Source organism: Idiomarina sp. ST10R2A5 (genome assembly GCF_051842325.1).
GTDB classification, from domain to species: Bacteria; Pseudomonadota; Gammaproteobacteria; order Enterobacterales; family Alteromonadaceae; genus Idiomarina; species Idiomarina abyssalis.
This window is the reverse complement of record NZ_JBNIEX010000004.1, coordinates 64,044-82,328: the sequence shown is the minus strand read 5'-3', so window position 1 is coordinate 82,328 and position 18,285 is coordinate 64,044. Positions and strand designations below refer to the sequence as shown.

The following is an 18,285-nucleotide window of genomic DNA, read 5'->3' as shown; positions in this document are numbered from 1 at the left end:
TTAGGTATATCGGTTATCGTCAGCAGAAACAACCATAACTCGAGTATTTGATAAAAATTCGCACAAGTTAGATAAACAGTCAGATTTATGCGAACGGGCTTAAACGCCAGAAAAATAAAGGCTTTCAAGGCGGTTTTAAAACAGTATAATGACACCTTAGTTTACATTATCAGGTGCACAATACGTGCAGGGAGTATCGAAAAGTGAGCATGCAACACTTCGAAGTCAACTACGACGGTTTGGTCGGACCTACTCATAATTACGCTGGATTGTCGTTCGGTAATGTTGCCTCTTTGGCCAACGCTAAAGCCTCATCCAGTCCTAAAAGTGCTGCCCTGCAAGGCCTGAAAAAAATGAAAGCACTGCACGATATGGGAATGAAGCAGGGAGTACTCGCTCCTCAGGAACGCCCGGATATTTTTGCTTTGCGGCGCCTGGGCTTTACCGGGACTGATGCCGAAGTGTTACATAAAGCAGCAACCGAAGCTCCGGCTATTTTCCAGGCCGTTTGCTCTGCTTCCAGTATGTGGACCGCCAATGCTGCGACCGTTTCGCCAAGTGCAGACACCGCTAACGGTAAAGTACACTTTACCCCGGCTAACCTGACCAATAAGTTTCACCGCTCATTAGAGCCACAGACCAGCGGTCGTATCCTGCAAGCTATGTTCAACAATAGCCGCTACTTCGAGCACCATACACATTTACCCGACAACGAGCACTTTGGCGATGAAGGTGCGGCCAATCACACTCGTTTGTGTCGCGAGTATGGTCACGCCGGAGTCGAACTCTTTGTCTATGGCCGTTATGCCTTTGACAGTTCTAAACCAGCGCCCAAACGCTTTCCGGCAAGACAGACCTTAGAAGCCTCTCAAGCCATTGCTCGCTTGCACGGTCTGAGCGAAGATAATACCGTTTATATTCAGCAGAACCCTGACGTAATTGACCAAGGGGTTTTCCATAACGATGTCATTGCCGTCGGCAACCAAAACGTACTGTTCTATCATGAGCAGGCTTTTGCCGATACAGAAGCGAAATTGGCCGAAATTCAGCGTAAGTTCGGTGATAACCCACTACATTTCATTAAAGTGGGTACTGAACAGGTAAGTATTCAGGACGCCGTTAGTACGTATTTATTCAATACTCAGCTCATCACACCGCCCGATGGCCAAATGACAATCATCGCACCAACGGAGTGTCAGGAGAACGACAGTGTCAGATCGTATCTGGAACAGTTGACTCAAAACAGTGACAGCCCCATTAAGCGGGTTGAATTCTTTGATGTGAAGCAGAGCATGAGAAATGGTGGCGGGCCCGCCTGCCTGCGCTTACGAGTTGCATTGAACGATGAAGAACTCGCCGGGGCTAACCAGAATTGTTTAATGTCTGATAAATTATTCAGTCGTTTAAATCAGTGGGTAGAAAAGCACTATCGCGATGAGTTGGCTGTTGATGATTTACGCGATCCGGCATTATTAGAAGAATCGCGTTCAGCTCTGGATGAACTGACTCAAATTCTTAAGTTAGGCTCGGTTTACCCTTTCCAGCAAGACTGAGCAATTACTGACTCAGCCTTGCTGTTAGGCTGAGTCAGTCGTTATCGTTATGCAGCTCAAGGTTAGCGTCTTCTGAGCCGTCACGCTCAGATCTGGCAACGTCGTTACGAGCTGCATGAAGACGATCTAGATATTCCTGGCTAACATCTCCGGTTACATACTCACCGCTAAACACCGATGTTTCAAAACGCTTTATTGAGCGATTCTCTGCACCAACTGCATCTATCAGGTCATCAAGATCTTGATAAATGAGTCCATCTGCTTTGATCATGTCGCGAATCTCTATTGCTTCACGTCCATGACCAATAAGCTCATTGGCACTTGGCATATCAATACCATAAACATTCGGGAAACGAATTTCCGGAGCTGCTGATGCGAAATAAACCTTTTTGGCACCAGCCTCGCGAGCCATTTCGATAATCTGCTCAGAGGTTGTTCCGCGAACAATAGAGTCATCAACCAGCAAAACATTCTTACCGCGGAATTCAGCGCTAATAGCGTTCAATTTACGGCGTACTGACTTACGTCGCTGAGTCTGCCCCGGCATGATAAAAGTACGACCAATATAACGGTTTTTCACAAACCCCTGGCGGTACGGTAAATCCATAACATTGGCTATCTCCAGTGCAATATCACAGCTGGTTTCAGGAATTGGGATAACCACATCAATGTCTAAATCTGCGTAGTCCCGTTTCAGTTTTTCGCCCAGCTTACGCCCCATATTGACACGAGAGGCATACACCGAAATCCCATCAATAAATGAATCGGGACGTGCAAAGTAAACGTACTCAAAAATACAAGGGCAATGCATGGGTTTGTCGGCACACTGGCGCGAGTATAGTTTACCGTCATTCGTAATATAAATAGCCTCGCCCGGCTCGACATCACGCACATACTTAAAACCAGTACCGTCAATTGCAACACTCTCAGACGCGACAATATATTCCTCGCCATCTTCCGTGTCGCGTTTACCCAGTGCCAGAGGACGAATTCCCCATGGGTCGCGAAACGCAACCATACCGTGGCCGAGAATCATAGCGACTACGGCATAGGCTCCACGAACCTGACGATGGACCGCTGTCATAGTGCGGAAAACGTCTTCTTCGTTCAGTGTTAAACTTTCGTTCTTATCTAACTCGTTGGCAAATACGTTAAGCAAAATCTCTGAGTCAGACGTGGTATTAATATGGCGACGAGCTGTTTGGAACAAATGTTCCTGAACATCGTTAGCGTTGGTCAGGTTGCCATTGTGTGCCATAGCAATACCGAAAGGCGAGTTAACATAGAATGGCTGCGCTTCGGCAGAGCTTGAGCTACCGGCGGTGGGATAGCGTACATGACCAATACCGACATTACCTGCCAAGCGGTGCATGTGGCGTGTATGGAACACATCGCGTACCAAGCCGTTGGCCTTTCTTAAGCGTAAAGTGCAATGCTCATCAACTGTCATAATACCAGCAGCGTCCTGGCCACGATGTTGAAGCATAGTTAACCCGTCATAAAGCGCTTGGTTAACAGCCTGCTTACCAACAATACCAACAATACCACACATGTCTTTTCACCTTTTTATACAGGTTGAGGGACTAAAAAACTGGAGCTGTTTTCCAGATAACTGAAAAACCACTGAATAAATACACCGAAGTGAGGAATTAATAGAGACTCCTTCCACCATTCACTGGAAGATAATGTGGTAAAGGAATCAATAAAAAATAATAAAGCGCTGACAATTAATACACCGCGTAACGCACCAAAAACCAGACCGAGAACCCGGTCAGTTCCGGATAGGCCCGTGTGATGAACTAATTGAGAAAGAATGTAGTTAATAATTGCGCCCAGAATAAGAGTCGCTACAAACAATGCAGCTATTGCAGCGGCATTTCTTACCAGAGGATCGCCAATTTCGGTAAAGTATACTGCCAGATCGAGATAAAACTGACTCGCGATAAAAAAGGCTGAAATCCAGATGGCCAGAGACACGGCTTCTTTAACAAAGCCCCTTACCAGACTGATCAGCGTTGAAAGGCCGATGACAATTATAATGGCATAGTCAATCCAGAGCATAATGACTCACAATTGCTGCGCAAAAGACGCGGTGGATTTTAACAGAATGTGCCTGAGAATGTGATTTTCTTTTCACATATATTGCAAAAATCATGGCCGATAAGTAATTACCTTACCTTGCAGCCCGGTGAGTTCCTTCAGCGGACCTAATTGCTTTTCCAGCTCAGTCTTTGATGTATCCGGACCAACTAAAACACGACTAATTGAACCATCAGATGCTTTTTGCGAGTACGCCGAAAAGCCTTTTTCCCGTAACTGAGAGATCAAACGTTTAACACTGTCCTCGTTACTAAATGCGCCCAACTGGATAACCCAGGCTTCACCGTCAGCAGCATACTCAGCCGGCTCTCGTGGCAGAGCCTGGGCATCACTGCTCTCGTTAATGGGCTCAGCTGAATCCGCAGTCTTTTCTGCTTCAGGAAGAGATTCTTTAACGATTACCGGTTCTGACACGGTTTTATCCGACAAGGTTTCCGGTTTTTGAAGTTCTTCCTCAACGGTGGGCTTTAGCGGAATGGTTTCCATTGGCTCAATCGGGTCTGCCTTCTCACCATCCAATATATCGGGAATAATAATGACAGCTAACGCCACCAATATCAGAGTGCCAACAAGACGATTCTGCAGAGGACTGGACAAATCTCAAGCTCCTTTTAAATGCGCGGTAATTCTCGCTACAGTGTAAAACGAGCCGAAGCCGAAAACCAGAGCTTTACCATTATTTGCCTGGTATTGCTCCGCCGCCTGGACAGCCTCGCAAAATGCATGCTCAACTGAGTCAAATAAGTGGCAAGATTCATTAGGTAGTTTGGCTTTAACCGCCAATTGCCCGGATGTTTCGCCACGAGGTTCCGACAGACACCCTAAATACCAGTCGCAAACTCTGGAACTCAAAGCTTTAACGACCCCACTATGGTCTTTATCACTTAACATCCCAACAACGGCAAACACTTTATGCTTCGGGTAAAATTTGTCGAGATACTGGCAGACATAAGCAGCAGCCTGAGGGTTATGTGCAACATCCAATAATATCTCACAGTTTTTATGGAAGTCTGTTTGAATCCTTCCCGGAAGCGCGGCCTTAGCTATGCCTTCTCGTATTGCCGATAACGTAACCGGCAAGGGTAACTGCTCGATAGCGGCAATTGCAGTTGAAGCATTGATAATAGGCAACTTAGGCAAAGGTAAATCGTTTAACTGGGTGTACTGACTACGGTAACTCCAGCTATCCGCCTTTTCATTTCGATGAAAGTCCCTGCCGACCTGCCACAACTTAGCACCAACGCGATCTGCCGTTTCAGCAATGCTTGCTGTAGGGCTGGCTTCACCACAAATTAATGGTTTATCCGTTCTCGCTATGCCTGCTTTTTCACGCCCTATTTGCTCTCGATTATTACCAAGAAATGCAATGTGATCGATACCTATACTGGTAATTACTGCAACATCAGCATCGACACAATTCACAGCATCAAGCCGTCCGCCTAAGCCGACTTCAAGAATAACCACATCGGGTTTATTTGCTTTCATGAGCCATAACGCAGCCAGCGTACCAAACTCAAAATAGGTTAAAGAGGTGTTCTTACGCGCTTTTTCGATGACCGCAAAAGCTTCGGTATGTGCTGAGTTTGTCAGTTCCTGACCATTAATACGAACCCGTTCGCGATACTCTACGATATGTGGCGACGTATAGACGCCAGTAGTGTAGCCAGCTGCCTGTAAAATAGTCTCGAGGTAACAAACCGTCGAGCCTTTTCCGTTAGTGCCACTGACCGTAATAACCAAAGGCGCAGGCTCAAGTACATCGGCACTCGCTGCAACCCTGGCCACACGCTCAAGTCCCATGTCGATGCTTTGGGGATGGATGCTTTCAAGATAAGTCAGCCATTCCTGCAGCGACGCTGACGCTGCAGGGGCAGATAGCGGTGCGGCAGTCATTATTCGCTTACACTGACTTCCGACGTTTCAGTAGATGGTAGATTCTGCATTTTCGCCAACAATCGAGCGACTGTGTCACGCATGTTACGGCGATCGACAATCATATCAATGGCTCCATGCTCTAATAGGAATTCAGCACGCTGGAACCCTTCAGGTAACGTCTGGCGTACGGTCTGCTCAATAACTCTCGGACCAGCAAAACCAATAAGTGCTTTAGGTTCCGCAATGTGAATATCGCCTAGCATAGCAAGGCTTGCAGAAACTCCACCCATCGTCGGGTCTGTCAGTACAGAAATAAAGGGAATACCCTCTTCACTCATACGTGCCAGCGCTGCCGATGTTTTCGCCATTTGCATTAATGACATCAGAGCTTCCTGCATACGAGCGCCGCCCGATGCAGAAAAACAAACTAACGGGATGCGGTGCTTAAGGCTAACTTCCGCAGCCTGAACAAACTTAGCACCAACAACTGATGCCATAGAACCGCCCATAAAGTTAAAGTCAAAAGCGACAGCAACTAAAGGAACACCTTTTACGGTTCCTTTTTCCGCAATGAGTGCGTCATTTTCGCCCGTGCTTTTTTGTGCTGCAGAAATACGGTCTTTGTATTTTTTAGAGTCTTTAAAACGTAAAACGTCTTTCGGCTCTAAATCAGTGCCAATTTCTTCGCGGTTGTCGTTATCTAAAAAAATGTCCAACCGACTGCGGCCAGTAACCCGCATATGGTGATCACATTTCGGGCAGACATTAAGGCTACGCTCTAAATCCGCCTTATAAATAATGTTGTCGCAGGCAGTACACTTACTCCAGACGCCCTCTGGAACACCCCGACGTTTGTTAATTTTTGGCTTCGCAAGAATTCTTTCTATCCAGCTCATACTATTCCGCCCAAAGGCTATTATTAGTCAATGTAATGTAGCTTACATGGTACCACAAATGGATCAAGCAAAGAGGTCATAACAGTGGCCTTAGTCGCCTAACCATAAAGGTCCCGGGAGAACCTGAGGTATATTATAGCTCTCAGGATAGGTAACTTCGACCAAATATAGCCCTCCGGGCTTAGCCGTTGCCGCCGCTTTGGTCCTGTCTTTTTGTCGTAGTAACTCTGCAAGCCACTCCGGTGGCTGTTCGTGCTGCCCAACTACAATTAGGCTGCCCACAATATTTCGGACCATATGGTGTAAAAAGGCGTTAGCCCTTATATCAATAATTATATAGTCGCCGCGGCGCTCTACCGTTAAGTCCGTCACCTTTCGGAAGGGCGTGTGAGACTGACAATGTGAGGCACGAAATGTGGTAAAGTCATGCTCACCAATAATGGCTGGTGCAGCGGCCTGCATAGCCTTTTCGTCAAGTGGTTGGTGATAATGACTAACGCCAAATGAATGGATTCCGGGACGAAAACGCGTGTTGGCAATAATGTATCGATACCGCCGCGAGGTAGCACTAAAACGAGCGCTAAACTCACTATCGACCTCTTGAGCCCAGCGTACTGCTATCCCTGCAGGTAAATTACTATTTACGCCCAGTGTCCAGGCTGGCTCCGCCCGGGGGACCGGAATATCAAAATGCACAACCTGCCCTGTTGCATGAACACCCGCGTCGGTTCTTCCGGCGCAAGTTACTTCAATGGGGGCATCGGCTATTTTACTGACAGCGTGTTCTACGCATTGTTGGACACTAATAACTTCACGTTGACGTTGCCAACCATAATAGCGGCTGCCATCGTATTCCAGGCATAAGGCCATTCGCATACTGCTTAATCCTACGAATCGAGTTTTTGTTTCAACGCGTCGGCCTCTTTCGCCAGCGCTTCATCGTCACCTTCTGCTAATTGCTGAAGAATCTCCCGAGCTTCATCTTCTTCACCCATTTCGATATAGGCTCTGGCTAAATCCAGCTGAGCTGAGGGGTCATTATCCTCAGGAGCATTCTCAGCATCACCCGATTCATCATCGGGTAATACGTCTTTAACCGCCGACGACTGATAACGATCGGTATCTTCTTCCTCTTCGTCAGCTTCGGCCATCAAAGAATCTATATCAACAAAGTCCTCGTCGTCTTTTGCACTAAACGAGTCGACCTCTTCACTCTCATCACTTTCTTCGCTCGAACCGAACAGTGACTCTAACTCTTTATCGGCTTCATCTTCCGCTTCATCAAGCTCAGCATCGTCCTCAGGAACTTCCTCTTCTAAGTCATCCAGCTCGTCCAGTGACTGAGTTAATTCATCCGACTCCTGAAGCAATTGCTCCAGGTCATCTTCTTCCTGCTCTTGCGGTTCTTCTTCGGTTCTCTCGTCAGGCTCTAGCGCTTCTGCTGACTGCTCTGCCGCTTCCAGTTCAGATTCATCAGTCTCATTCTGAGTGGGTTCTTCACCTTTTTCTGTCTCATTCTCAGCTAAGCCTAAATCGGCTAAAACGTCATCGACTTCGCTATCATCAAAGTCATCCGGCAATAAATCATCACTTTCGTCGTCCGCGTCGCTTTTCTCCGCCGCTTCCTCTGTTACCGACTCATCATCTGTATCGGTCTCTTGCGGAGCATTATCAGCAAGAATATCGTCAATATCATCGGTAGCGTCCTGCTCAGCCTTTTCCTCATCAGGTTCATCTTCACTGACCGCTGAGTCTGCTTGTGCATCTTCTGGCTGCTCAGCCGCTTCCGGTTTTTCTTCTTCCTCATCATTAACAGAGAGATCTATTGCCTGTTCGTCATCATCACCGGCCTCGCCAAACAGACGATCCAGTTCATCCTGAGAGAGCTCTCCGGCATCATCATCGTCGTCAGGCAATACCGCTTGGTCATCTTCATCTAAATCTTCATCGACGGTTTCTTTCGGCTCAGGCTTTTTCTGTTCCGGTTCACTGTCTTCATCATCGAGACGGACACTAAAGTCGGTTTCGTCTGCATCCGAAGACTGTCCGGTTAATTCTGCTTCTAAAGCACTAAGATCGTCACCATCATCATCGGAGGTGTCTTCACCGTCGATATCGAACAGACCATCAGTACTGTCTTTAGGCACATCACCCAATAATTCTTTATCCAGCTCGGCAGCAGCTTCTTCCTCGGTCAACTCCTTGTTAGAACTCTGCTCTTCTTCTTCCGTCGCTTTAGATTTTGACGATCGCCGTAAGAAGAAAAATACAATTAACCCAATAATAAGCAACGCGGGCAACACCGACACCAGCAACATATTCAATGGGCTTTGTAGCCAATCAGAAAAACCAGACTCTTGTTCCGCTTCTTCCCGAGCCTGCTGCTCAAGCATTTGTCTCTGTTGAGCTAATACTTGTTGAAACTGAGCTTCTAGTTCATCAGTTTTACTTACGCTGGCAGCCAGTTCATCGAGGCGCTCCGCTAGCGCATCGATTCGTTCCTGCAGCGACTGGTTTTCACCATACATGCGTTCAACAGCCTGCATAGACTGCTGAATGTCAGACTGAAGCTCTTTAAAGTTTTGCTCCTGACGTTGTTCAACTTCCTGAATCGTCTGTTCAGCTTTCTGTCGAGCTTCTTCAAGTAGTTGCTGTTGTTCGGAGCGAGTTCTCTGAGTGCTTTGCTCTGCCTCAGTAAGTTCCTGAGACTTAGTTTGCAGTTGACCATCAACCACCACCTGACGACGTGCGGCTTCAGGGTTAACCATTTCAATTTCTTGCAAGGAAGGAATGCGCAGGTAGTAACCGTCAAGCATACGGTTCATATTGCCATTGACAAAGGCCTCATCGTTGGCCTGCACAATAGCAACCATCGTTTGGTATTGTGTGACACTGGAATGAGGTTTATAGCGACGGGCAATATCCCATAAGGTATCAGATCTGGTAATAGGTCCATAGCGCTCCTGACCTAAACGAACATCAGTTGCTTCAGACCCTTTGGCTCCTTTTATAACAACACCGTCCTGCCAACCTGCTGCAGCGACTGTCATGCTGCCGGACAACGCAATGGCTGCCAGCGAAAAGTATCTCAATACCTGCACTCTAATCGTTTTTCTCATTCCTTCGTCTCTGCCCGCGCTTTGCTCTTATCTTTAACGGCGTTAGTTTAAAAAACTTTATGACATACAGCCGGTTAAATTACCAGTAATCACGAATTAAAGTTTCGGCAATTTGTATGCTGTTCGTTGCTGCACCCTTGCGGATGTTATCAGACACAACCCACAAATTAAGACCATTTGGATGGCTAATGTCTTCTCTGACCCGCCCTACAAACACATCGTCGTTTCCAGCGGCATTACCGACCTGTGTCGGAAACTCCTCTCTTTGCTCCATCAGAGTTACACCCGGAGCTTCACTTAACAGCTGCTTTGCATGTTCGGCAGTAATTGGCTGGCGTGTCTCAATATGGATAGCTTCTGCATGCCCAAAAAATACTGGAACTCTGACCGCCGTTGGATTGACTCTAATGCTGGGGTCATTAAAAATCTTTTGCGTTTCCCACACCATTTTCATTTCTTCTTTGGTGTAGTCATTGTCCTGAAAAACATCAATTTGAGGAATGCAGTTAAAAGCAATTTGACGGCTGAAATTAGCAACTGTCGGTTGCTTTCCGTTTAACAGCTCTGCTGTTTGCTTTGCAAGTTCTTCCATCGCCTCTTTGCCGGCACCCGATACTGACTGATAGGTGCTGACGTTAATACGTTCAATACCCACCGCGTCGTGAATCGGTTTAAGTGCGACCATCATCTGAATGGTCGAGCAGTTCGGATTTGCAATAATATTACGATTCCTGAAGTCGGCTAACGCCCAGGCGTTAACTTCCGGTACCACTAAAGGAATATCTGGTTCGTAGCGAAACTCGGAAGTATTATCGATAACAACACAACCTGCCTCAGCGGCTTTCGGTGCAAACTCACGGGAAATAGAGCCTCCCGCAGAGAAAAATGCGATATCGGCGTTAGACCAGTCAAACTCGGTAGCGTCTAATACTTCGATTTCTTCACCGTTAAAGTCAACGGTAGCGCCAGCCGAACGAGCGCTAGCTAAAGGAAAAAGCTCTGCCACCGGGAATTTTCGTTCAGCCAGAATTTCTATCATTTGCTGGCCCACTAAACCTGTTGCACCTAATACCGCAACGCGAAACCCATGTGACATGCTGACTCCTTACTTAAGCAATTGCCGGGCACGAAAGCCCAACTGTAAAAACTGTATGTATTGCTCGCTATTATGGCATGTAACCACCTGATTAATGAACTCTCTGCGGGGGCTTTCTTTGCGATAATTACGTCGCAAACTGTCAAACCCATCTCGCGTTAGTCCATGACGGCGGAAATTTTTATCATCTTCGTGGATGTTAAAATGCTCTTTTACCCAAGAGTTAAAGCTTTCCGGAGACGTTAACATCGCGGCATCAAGCTCTGGCCATTCAACCTTTGGTAACACATCTGCTAATTCTTTAGTAGCCGGCATTTCAAAATGCGCTAACAGAGCGTTTGCGATCATAACCGCCCCTCCCACTTTTCCTTCCAGGCTATGCCCGGCAATATGAGGAGTCGCTATATCCGTATAAGGGACTAAATCCGGCAATATATCGGGTTCATTTTCCCAAACATCCAATGCAATTGAAGGACGCTCACCCTGAATAACTCGATCCAACAAGGCTTTATTGTCTATTACTGCACCTCGACTGGCATTCACAAGTAACTGCTCTGAATGCAGCGACTGCAGTGCCGTACTCTCAAATAGATGCCGTGTGGGAAAGTCGCCATCATCGGTTAAAGGAACATGACAGGAGATAATATCTGCGGTTAGCACTCTCTGCCAGTGGTCATGTACAAACTTAACACCCTTTTTACAAAGCGGCGGATCATAATAGTGAACATTAAAGCCCAAAGCCTGAAGTCTTTTCCCCGCAGCTCTTCCTGTATGACCGGCTCCGACGATAGCAACGTCTATTTCATCGACGGAATACACAGGTTTATGACTTAACCAGTCGAGAACCACACAAAGAACATATTCACCAACTGACTGTGCATTAGCGCCAGGAGCATGCGCAAAAGCAATCCCTCGCTCTTGTAACAGCGGAAGATTCACGTGCTCGGTACCGATAGTGGCAGATGCAACAAACTTTAAGTAAGGGGCCTGCTCCAGAAGCTCTTTATCAACCGCTGTGACGGAACGGACTAATAGCGCATCTGCGTCTGCGAGCACCTCTTGTGGAGGGTTTCTTTCGGAGAAGTAAGAAAGTGTTCCCGCACCCGACAATATGTCAGACAGTGCGGGAATATTCTGGTCAGCGACGATTTTCACCGCAATAACCGGCTAAATCGCTTATTCAGAGTATTGGCGCATCACTAGCGATGCGTTCGTACCACCAAAACCAAAGCTATTGGACATGACTGTGCGCAATGGAGCTTCAGTTGGTTTCTGAATAATGTTCATACCATCGGCTTTCTCATCCAGCTCTTCAATGTTGATGGAAGGCGTGACAAAGCCATGTTTCATCATCAGCAATGAGTAAATTGCTTCGTGAACACCTGCAGCCCCAAGAGCATGGCCCGTCATTGCTTTAGTAGCGCTGATCATAGGCGTTTTCTCCGGGAATACTTCGCGAATGGCTTCCAGCTCTTTAACGTCACCAACCGGAGTACTGGTACCGTGAGTGTTCAGATAATCAACCGGAGTATCCACAGTTTCCATTGCCATCTTCATGCAGCGAACAGCGCCTTCGCCCGATGGAGCAACCATGTCGAAGCCGTCTGAGGTAGCTCCGTAACCAACGATCTCGCCATAAATTTTTGCACCGCGCGCTTTTGCCGCTTCCAGCTCTTCAATAACCAGAATACCGCCACCGCCAGCAGGCACAAAACCGTCGCGCCCCTGGTCGTATGTGCGCGAGGCTTTTTCAGGCGTGTCGTTGTACTTAGTACTCAACGCGCCCATCGCATCAAACTCCATTCCCAGCGTCCAGTGCAGTTCTTCACCGCCACCGGCGAAAACACGATCTTGCTTACCAAACTGGATAAGTTCCAACGCATGACCAATACAATGAGCAGAGGTTGCACAAGCAGAACTTATTGAATAGTTAACACCTTTAATCTTAAAAGGTGTAGCCAGGCATGCAGAGGTGGTTGACGCCATGCAACGAGGAACCATGTAAGGCCCCACTTTTTTCACACCGCGTTCGCGTAAAAGATCGGCCGCTGCTACCTGATGTTCACCTGATGCGCCGCCAGAACCGACAACCAAGCCGGTACGAGGATGCGATACCTGCTCTTCTGTCAGGCCTGCATCTTCGATGGCCTGAGCCATTGCAATGTAGGCATAAGCAGCTGAATCTCCCATGAAACGCAACGCTTTGCGATCAATATGGTCTTTAGGGTCTAACTTGACCTCACCCCATACCTGACAGCGCAAGCCCATTTCTGCAAAAGATTCTGAGCGCGTAATACCGGATTTCCCGATACGCAATGATTCCAGCACTTCTTCTTGATTGTTACCGATGCTTGATACAATACCAAGTCCGGTGATAACAGCTCTTCTCATTCTTTAGTCCTGTCTGACATTTCTACGTCGATATATTAACCAACGTCGTGTATGAATGTGGTCTGCTTTGTCCACTGTTGTTCGTAAAGTTGTTATTATAGCGACCATTAACTGATAAATCATGGGATAGCCACTTGAATTCTAATTCATCGGTCCAGTTTAACGAGCAAGGTGTACCAGTTTCCACCACTTTCGATGATATTTACTTTTCTGTCGATAACGGCGTTGACGAGAGTCAATACGTATTCCTTGCTCAAAACGGATTACCCGACCGTTGGCAGACACTCTCTGCCCATGGCTGCTTTACCATTGCGGAAACGGGCTTCGGTACCGGACTTAATTTTTTGCTCACGTGGCAACGTTTTCTGGAGCACGCTCCCAGTGACACACGCCTGCATTTTGTCAGCTTTGAAAAGTATCCTTTGTCGCGTAGCCAGCTTAATCAAGCTTACCAGTTACTTAAGCCTGTAGCAGATGTGAGTAGTGAATTTCTCAAACACTACCCGGCACCCGATCCTGGTTGTCATCGTCTTATCCTATCACAAGGCCGGGTAATTCTGGATCTATGGATTGGTGATATTAATGAGTTATTGCCCCAGTGGCTCCCTCAGGCGCAACAAAAAGTTGACGCTTGGTTCCTGGACGGATTTGCACCAGCTAAAAACCCGGAAATGTGGCAACACGCCCTCTACGAAGCCATGAGCCAGACATCTTACAGAAAAACCACCTTTGCTACTTTTACTGCCGCAGGCAGTGTCAGACGAGCGTTGCAGCAGGCTGGCTTTTTAGTATCAAAAATTCCTGGCTTTGGCCGTAAAAGAGAAATGCTTTGTGGTCAGTACTCCGAATCAAATAAACTCAAACGCAGCGACAGGCGTAACGTCACTATTATCGGCGGCGGAATAAGTGCTGCCTGCACAGCTCTTGCTCTGACTCGTCGGAGAGTTGACGTCAAAGTGATTAGTCCCGACATAGCTGATGGCGCGTCCGGAAACCCTCAAGGTGCTGTTTATCCGCTTTTACATGCTGAACACACACCGCTCAGCCGGTTTTACTGGCAGGCTTTTTCTACAGCGACAAGTTTTTATCAGACTTTTTGTAACGAAAACTGGTTTTCAACTGGCGTCATGCAGCCTGCTTTTAATGAGCAAAGGAAAACGCGTTACCAGCGTATAGCCGATAATCTCTACGCGAAAGAGTCAGTAAACTACCTGCAGCCAGCCGAAGCAGAAGAAAAAGCCGGAGTGCCTCTGGGCGTACCCGCCCTACTTTACCCTAAAGCTGGCTGGTTAAGGCCTGAGGCCGTGGTTAAAAGCATTTTTAAAGCGGCAGCCGTGGAGTTTGTTAAAGCGAAAGCCGTATCACTAAAACAAACAGATAATAAAGACTGGAACGTTTTGCTCGATAACGGAGAGTCGCTGTCAGCGGAGCGAGTTGTGATTGCCACCGGGCACCACGTTAACTCGCTGCTGCCAGAAGGCATTGAGGCATTACCTATTCAGCCTGTCCGAGGACAAGTCAGTCTGGTTCAAACCACCAGCAAGCTTTCATCATTAAAGGCTGTTTTATGCTTTAAGGGCTATTTAGTGCCTGCTGATAAAGAGCACCACTGCGTTGGCGCAACCTTTAGCCGCAATAATGACAGCCTGGCGACCAAAGCCGAAGATAACGAAGAGAATATAAGACAATTGACGGAGAATGCTCAGCAGCCTTGGGCGGAATCATTAGACGTTAAAACGGCAAGAGTCTCAGTCAGAGCAACAAGCCCCGATCATCAGCCTGTTGCAGGGGCTCTCAGCGATAACTTATACGTATTGACGGGGCTTGGCTCTCGCGGATTTACCTCTGCCCCGGTGCTGGGCGAGATGCTTGCCTGTCAATTGACCGGAGAGCTAATGCCGCTTACCAAAAGTGCTTTACGCCGCATCTCCGCTCGTCGCTTTCAGAGCTAGTTTATCCAGTACACTGTTGATATGAGCCTGATCCGCCGGGGATAACTCATGGCGGGTTTTGTAAACGGCTTCACGCAATGCCGGCATGACCTGATCCGGCTCTGTCTCGCCGGACATTTCTAACTGGGCAACCACTAAATCAAAGTGACCACGTAAATAACCGCAAGCGAAAAGTTCATCATCAGTACCCGAAACAACCGCCTCATCAAAGACCGATTCAAGTCGCTCCACTAATTGATCAAAGTTCATACTGCCCCTCATTTGAAGCTTTCCCCGGAAACAAAGGCGCTCATTCTAACGGTCTTTTTGTTACAATGCATCCGCATCAAAGACTCAACGCATGACAGAGGTGTTTATTATGTCCCTGGAAATTGGCTTGTTTTATGGTTCTACCACCTGCTATACCGAAATTGCCGCGGAAAAAATTCAACAAGCCATAGGCGAAGACATTGTTCAGCTGTTTGATATTAAAGACACACCGCTAAAAGAAGCTGAACAATTTGATATCCTGATTTTTGGTATTTCCACCTGGGACTTCGGCGAGCTTCAGGAAGACTGGGAAAGCCACTGGGACGACATTAACGATGTTGACCTGCGCGGCAAAGTTGTTGCGCTATACGGTATGGGTGATCAGGAAGGTTATACCGACTGGTTTCAGGATGCTCTGGGCATGCTACACGATGCTATTGCTGATCACGGCTGTAAACGAATTGGTTTTTGGCCTAATCAGGGCTACGAATTTGCTGCTTCCAAAGCATTAACCGCAGATAACACCCAGTTCGTCGGTTTATCACTAGATGAAGACTCACAATATGAGCTATCAGATGATCGTATCGAACAATGGACGACACAAATATTAGAAGAAATTGCTGAACAACTAGGATAATAACAATGCAAAGCTTTCTTTCCAAAACCTTGTTACTGCTAACGCTGCTCGTGTCAGCCAGCGTTCTGGCTGACACTGAGAAAACAACCATTGAAAAATTCACGGCGTCGTTTGACGAGCAACAGGGATTTTTTACTTTCTATCACGATGAGGCCAAAGGTAAGTTTTATCTGGAAGTCCCCAAAAGCGATAAACAATTTATTCTTCAAACCAGCCTTCCCTGGGGGCTGGGTTCAAATGATGTTGGTTTAGACAGAGGTCAACTCGGCGAAACCCGACTGGCGTCTTTTCATATTGAGGGCAATACTGCTTTACTGCTTCAGCACAATACTCAGTTCCGGGCGCAAACTCGTAACCCGGCAGAACGCAATAGTGTCCAGCAGGCTTTTGCCGGTTCAGTACTTCATGGCTTCGATATTGTCGCCAGTAATAACGAAAATGTTTTAATTGATTACACGCCCTATTTGCTGACTGATGTGCATGGTGTTAGTAAGCGCTTACAGCAAACAGAACAAGGGCAATTTAAAGCCGATACGAGTCGCTCTGTTGTTTACCCTGAACGCAGTAAAGCCTTTGTAGAGAATACCGAACTCGAAGCCAAAGTGACTTTTGTCGGCGACGGTAAAGGACAATGGGTCAATCAGGTAGCAGCTAACGCCGACGCCATTTCACTTCACCTTCATCATTCCTTTATTAAACTGCCCGATACTGCTTATCAACCCAGAAACTTTCACCCAAACAGTGGTTTTTGGGCGCACAGTTTTAAAGATTATGCAGCGCCTCTTGGTGAGTCGATGACCGTGCAGTACATTCCTCGTCACCGTCTCAATAAAGAAGACCCAATTGCGTCACAAAGCCAGGCGCGCGAGCCAATTATTTATTACTTGGATCCGGGAGCCCCTGAGCCAGTAAAAACAGCTTTACTTGAAGGTGCTCGCTGGTGGGCTGAAGGCTTTGAGGAACTCGGTTATGACAACGCCTTTCAGGTAAAAGTATTGCCCGACGACGCCGACCCAATGGACATTCGCTATAACGTTATTCAGTGGGTTCACAGAGCGACCCGCGGCTGGTCTTATGGTTCCTCGGTCATTGACCCACGCACCGGCGAGATCATTAAAGGTCATGTCACCTTAGGTTCTCTGCGTGTTCGTCAGGATATGAAAATTGCTGAAGGCTTACTGACCCCCTTTATTGACGACGCCGTTGAATTAAAAGAAGCTGTGCAAAAAATGGCTTTAGCGCGTATTCGTCAACTAAGTGCGCATGAAATTGGTCACACTCTGGGAATCGCTCATAACTTTGCTGCAAGTACATCAAACAGAGCATCGGTTATGGACTACCCGCACCCATTAGTTAACCTAACTACCGATGGTACGTTAAGTTTGAATGACGCTTATACGGAGGGTTTAGGTATTTGGGACAAACAAGTACTGGCCTACGGTTACAGTGACTTTGGCGGCATGCCTTCATCAACGGAGCAGCTAACACGTATTCTGGAAAAGAATAAAGCGCTTAACCTTAGCTTCATTTCTGATCAAGACGCGCGCCCGGCGGGAGGCGCACATCCGCTCGCTCATTTATGGGACAACGGCAGCGACCCGGTAACAGAGCTAGAGCGTCTGTTGTCCGTTCGCGCGCAAGTGCTGGATAACTTCAGTAAGGATATGTTGCGTCCGAACCAGCCTTTAAGTCAGCTACAAGCCATTTTTGTGCCTATCTACCTGTTACACCGTTATCAGGTAGAGGCTGCGGTGAAATGGCTGGGCGGTGTTAACTACCGTTATTACATGGCAGATGAGGCTGCAGATGACTACCAGCCGGTTAGTGCATCCAGACAACAAAGTGCATTGAATCAACTGCTAAGAACGATTCAGGCAGACAATCTGCGCGTGCCCTCACATGTTAAGCAATGGCTGGTTCCGGCAGCCTATGGCGAGAGTTCTTCGCGTGAGTACTTTGATGGTAAAACCGGACTTATACCAGATACCGTAAGTATGGCTGCAAGTGCCGCTGATCATAGCCTACAGCTGATGCTTAACAGTCAACGCCTGAACCGGCTGACTCAGCAGCACGCAGAAAACGATCGGGTTCCGTCACCGGCTCAGCTTATGTCAGAAGTTTTTAATACCGTTTTCAACGACTGGAAAGATGCTCAAAACCAGCCGCTACAGCAACGTCTGTTAACGACAGCAATAAATGCTGAGGTGCGGGCGATAAAAAGCTCTGGTTTAGCGGCAGAGACTCGTTTAGCGATGCGCGTTCAACTTGCTGAACAACAAAAGCAGTTGGCTGAATCCAGTTCGTTGTTAATGCGGCAGCTGGCAGGTGATTTAGAGAAGTTCTTAACTGACGCTGAATGGCCTGAACAATACGAACCCGAAGCACTACCTCCGGGCTCGCCAATCTAACGAAAATAC

At 47.4% G+C, this 18,285-nt stretch carries 15 protein-coding genes; 4 read left to right on the top strand and 11 right to left on the bottom strand.

Annotated elements, in window-relative coordinates:
* Positions 1 to 209 precede the first annotated feature (209 nt).
* Positions 210 to 1,553, top strand: a complete 1,344-nt coding sequence (gene astB / locus ACP7FG_RS06620; RefSeq protein ID WP_054486981.1) for an N-succinylarginine dihydrolase — start codon at positions 210 to 212, stop codon at positions 1,551 to 1,553.
* Between the two features lie 34 nt (positions 1,554 to 1,587).
* On the opposite strand, the gene purF is transcribed toward astB, so the two are convergent.
* The 10 genes from purF to fabB form a co-directional block, all read right to left on the bottom strand.
* Complete coding sequence (purF, locus tag ACP7FG_RS06615; RefSeq protein ID WP_054486979.1) at positions 1,588 to 3,105, bottom strand: amidophosphoribosyltransferase; 1,518 nt, start codon at positions 3,103 to 3,105, stop codon at positions 1,588 to 1,590.
* A gap of 14 nt (positions 3,106 to 3,119) precedes the next feature.
* The gene (locus ACP7FG_RS06610; RefSeq protein ID WP_054486977.1) at positions 3,120 to 3,614 is read right to left on the bottom strand and encodes a CvpA family protein; all 495 of its coding nucleotides are present in this window, start codon (positions 3,612 to 3,614) and stop codon (positions 3,120 to 3,122) included.
* 90 nt (positions 3,615 to 3,704) lie between these two features.
* Entirely contained in the window at positions 3,705 to 4,250 is a 546-nt protein-coding gene (locus ACP7FG_RS06605) for an SPOR domain-containing protein (protein ID WP_439225903.1), read from the bottom strand.
* Positions 4,251 to 4,253: 3 nt separating this feature from the next.
* A complete protein-coding gene (folC, locus tag ACP7FG_RS06600) occupies positions 4,254 to 5,546 on the bottom strand; it encodes a bifunctional tetrahydrofolate synthase/dihydrofolate synthase (protein ID WP_439225902.1) in 1,293 nt (430 codons plus the stop codon).
* Positions 5,546 to 6,424 (bottom strand): acetyl-CoA carboxylase, carboxyltransferase subunit beta, encoded by an 879-nt coding sequence (accD, locus tag ACP7FG_RS06595; RefSeq protein WP_222236751.1) that lies wholly within the window; start codon positions 6,422 to 6,424, stop codon positions 5,546 to 5,548. The genes folC and accD overlap by 1 nt, the downstream gene beginning before the upstream one ends.
* 90 nt (positions 6,425 to 6,514) lie before the next feature.
* Positions 6,515 to 7,300, bottom strand: a complete 786-nt coding sequence (truA, locus tag ACP7FG_RS06590; protein WP_439225901.1) for a tRNA pseudouridine(38-40) synthase TruA — start codon at positions 7,298 to 7,300, stop codon at positions 6,515 to 6,517.
* Between the two features lie 11 nt (positions 7,301 to 7,311).
* The gene (locus ACP7FG_RS06585; protein WP_439225900.1) at positions 7,312 to 9,543 is read right to left on the bottom strand and encodes a FimV/HubP family polar landmark protein; all 2,232 of its coding nucleotides are present in this window, start codon (positions 9,541 to 9,543) and stop codon (positions 7,312 to 7,314) included.
* Positions 9,544 to 9,622: 79 nt separating this feature from the next.
* A complete protein-coding gene (locus tag ACP7FG_RS06580; RefSeq protein WP_054486965.1) occupies positions 9,623 to 10,639 on the bottom strand; it encodes an aspartate-semialdehyde dehydrogenase in 1,017 nt (338 codons plus the stop codon).
* Between the two features lie 9 nt (positions 10,640 to 10,648).
* A complete protein-coding gene (locus ACP7FG_RS06575) occupies positions 10,649 to 11,794 on the bottom strand; it encodes a 4-phosphoerythronate dehydrogenase (protein WP_439225899.1) in 1,146 nt (381 codons plus the stop codon).
* A gap of 21 nt (positions 11,795 to 11,815) precedes the next feature.
* On the bottom strand, positions 11,816 to 13,030 hold the full coding sequence (gene fabB / locus ACP7FG_RS06570) for a beta-ketoacyl-ACP synthase I (protein WP_054486960.1): 1,215 nt from the start codon (positions 13,028 to 13,030) through the stop codon (positions 11,816 to 11,818).
* A gap of 134 nt (positions 13,031 to 13,164) precedes the next feature.
* Here fabB and mnmC point away from each other — a divergent pair, with 134 nt between their 5' ends.
* Positions 13,165 to 14,982 (top strand): bifunctional tRNA (5-methylaminomethyl-2-thiouridine)(34)-methyltransferase MnmD/FAD-dependent 5-carboxymethylaminomethyl-2-thiouridine(34) oxidoreductase MnmC, encoded by a 1,818-nt coding sequence (gene mnmC, locus ACP7FG_RS06565; protein WP_439225898.1) that lies wholly within the window; start codon positions 13,165 to 13,167, stop codon positions 14,980 to 14,982.
* Here mnmC and ACP7FG_RS06560 read toward each other — a convergent pair.
* Positions 14,947 to 15,231 (bottom strand): YfcL family protein, encoded by a 285-nt coding sequence (locus ACP7FG_RS06560; RefSeq protein ID WP_224798001.1) that lies wholly within the window; start codon positions 15,229 to 15,231, stop codon positions 14,947 to 14,949. The two genes, mnmC and ACP7FG_RS06560, sit on opposite strands and share 36 nt — an antisense overlap.
* A gap of 115 nt (positions 15,232 to 15,346) precedes the next feature.
* Here ACP7FG_RS06560 and fldB point away from each other — a divergent pair, with 115 nt between their 5' ends.
* A complete protein-coding gene (gene fldB, locus ACP7FG_RS06555) occupies positions 15,347 to 15,868 on the top strand; it encodes a flavodoxin FldB (protein WP_054488477.1) in 522 nt (173 codons plus the stop codon).
* 5 nt (positions 15,869 to 15,873) lie between these two features.
* Positions 15,874 to 18,276 carry a zinc-dependent metalloprotease gene (locus tag ACP7FG_RS06550; RefSeq protein WP_439225897.1) on the top strand — a complete coding sequence of 801 codons (2,403 nt, stop codon included), beginning with the start codon at positions 15,874 to 15,876 and terminating at the stop codon, positions 18,274 to 18,276.
* The last annotated feature ends 9 nt before the right edge of the window (positions 18,277 to 18,285 follow it).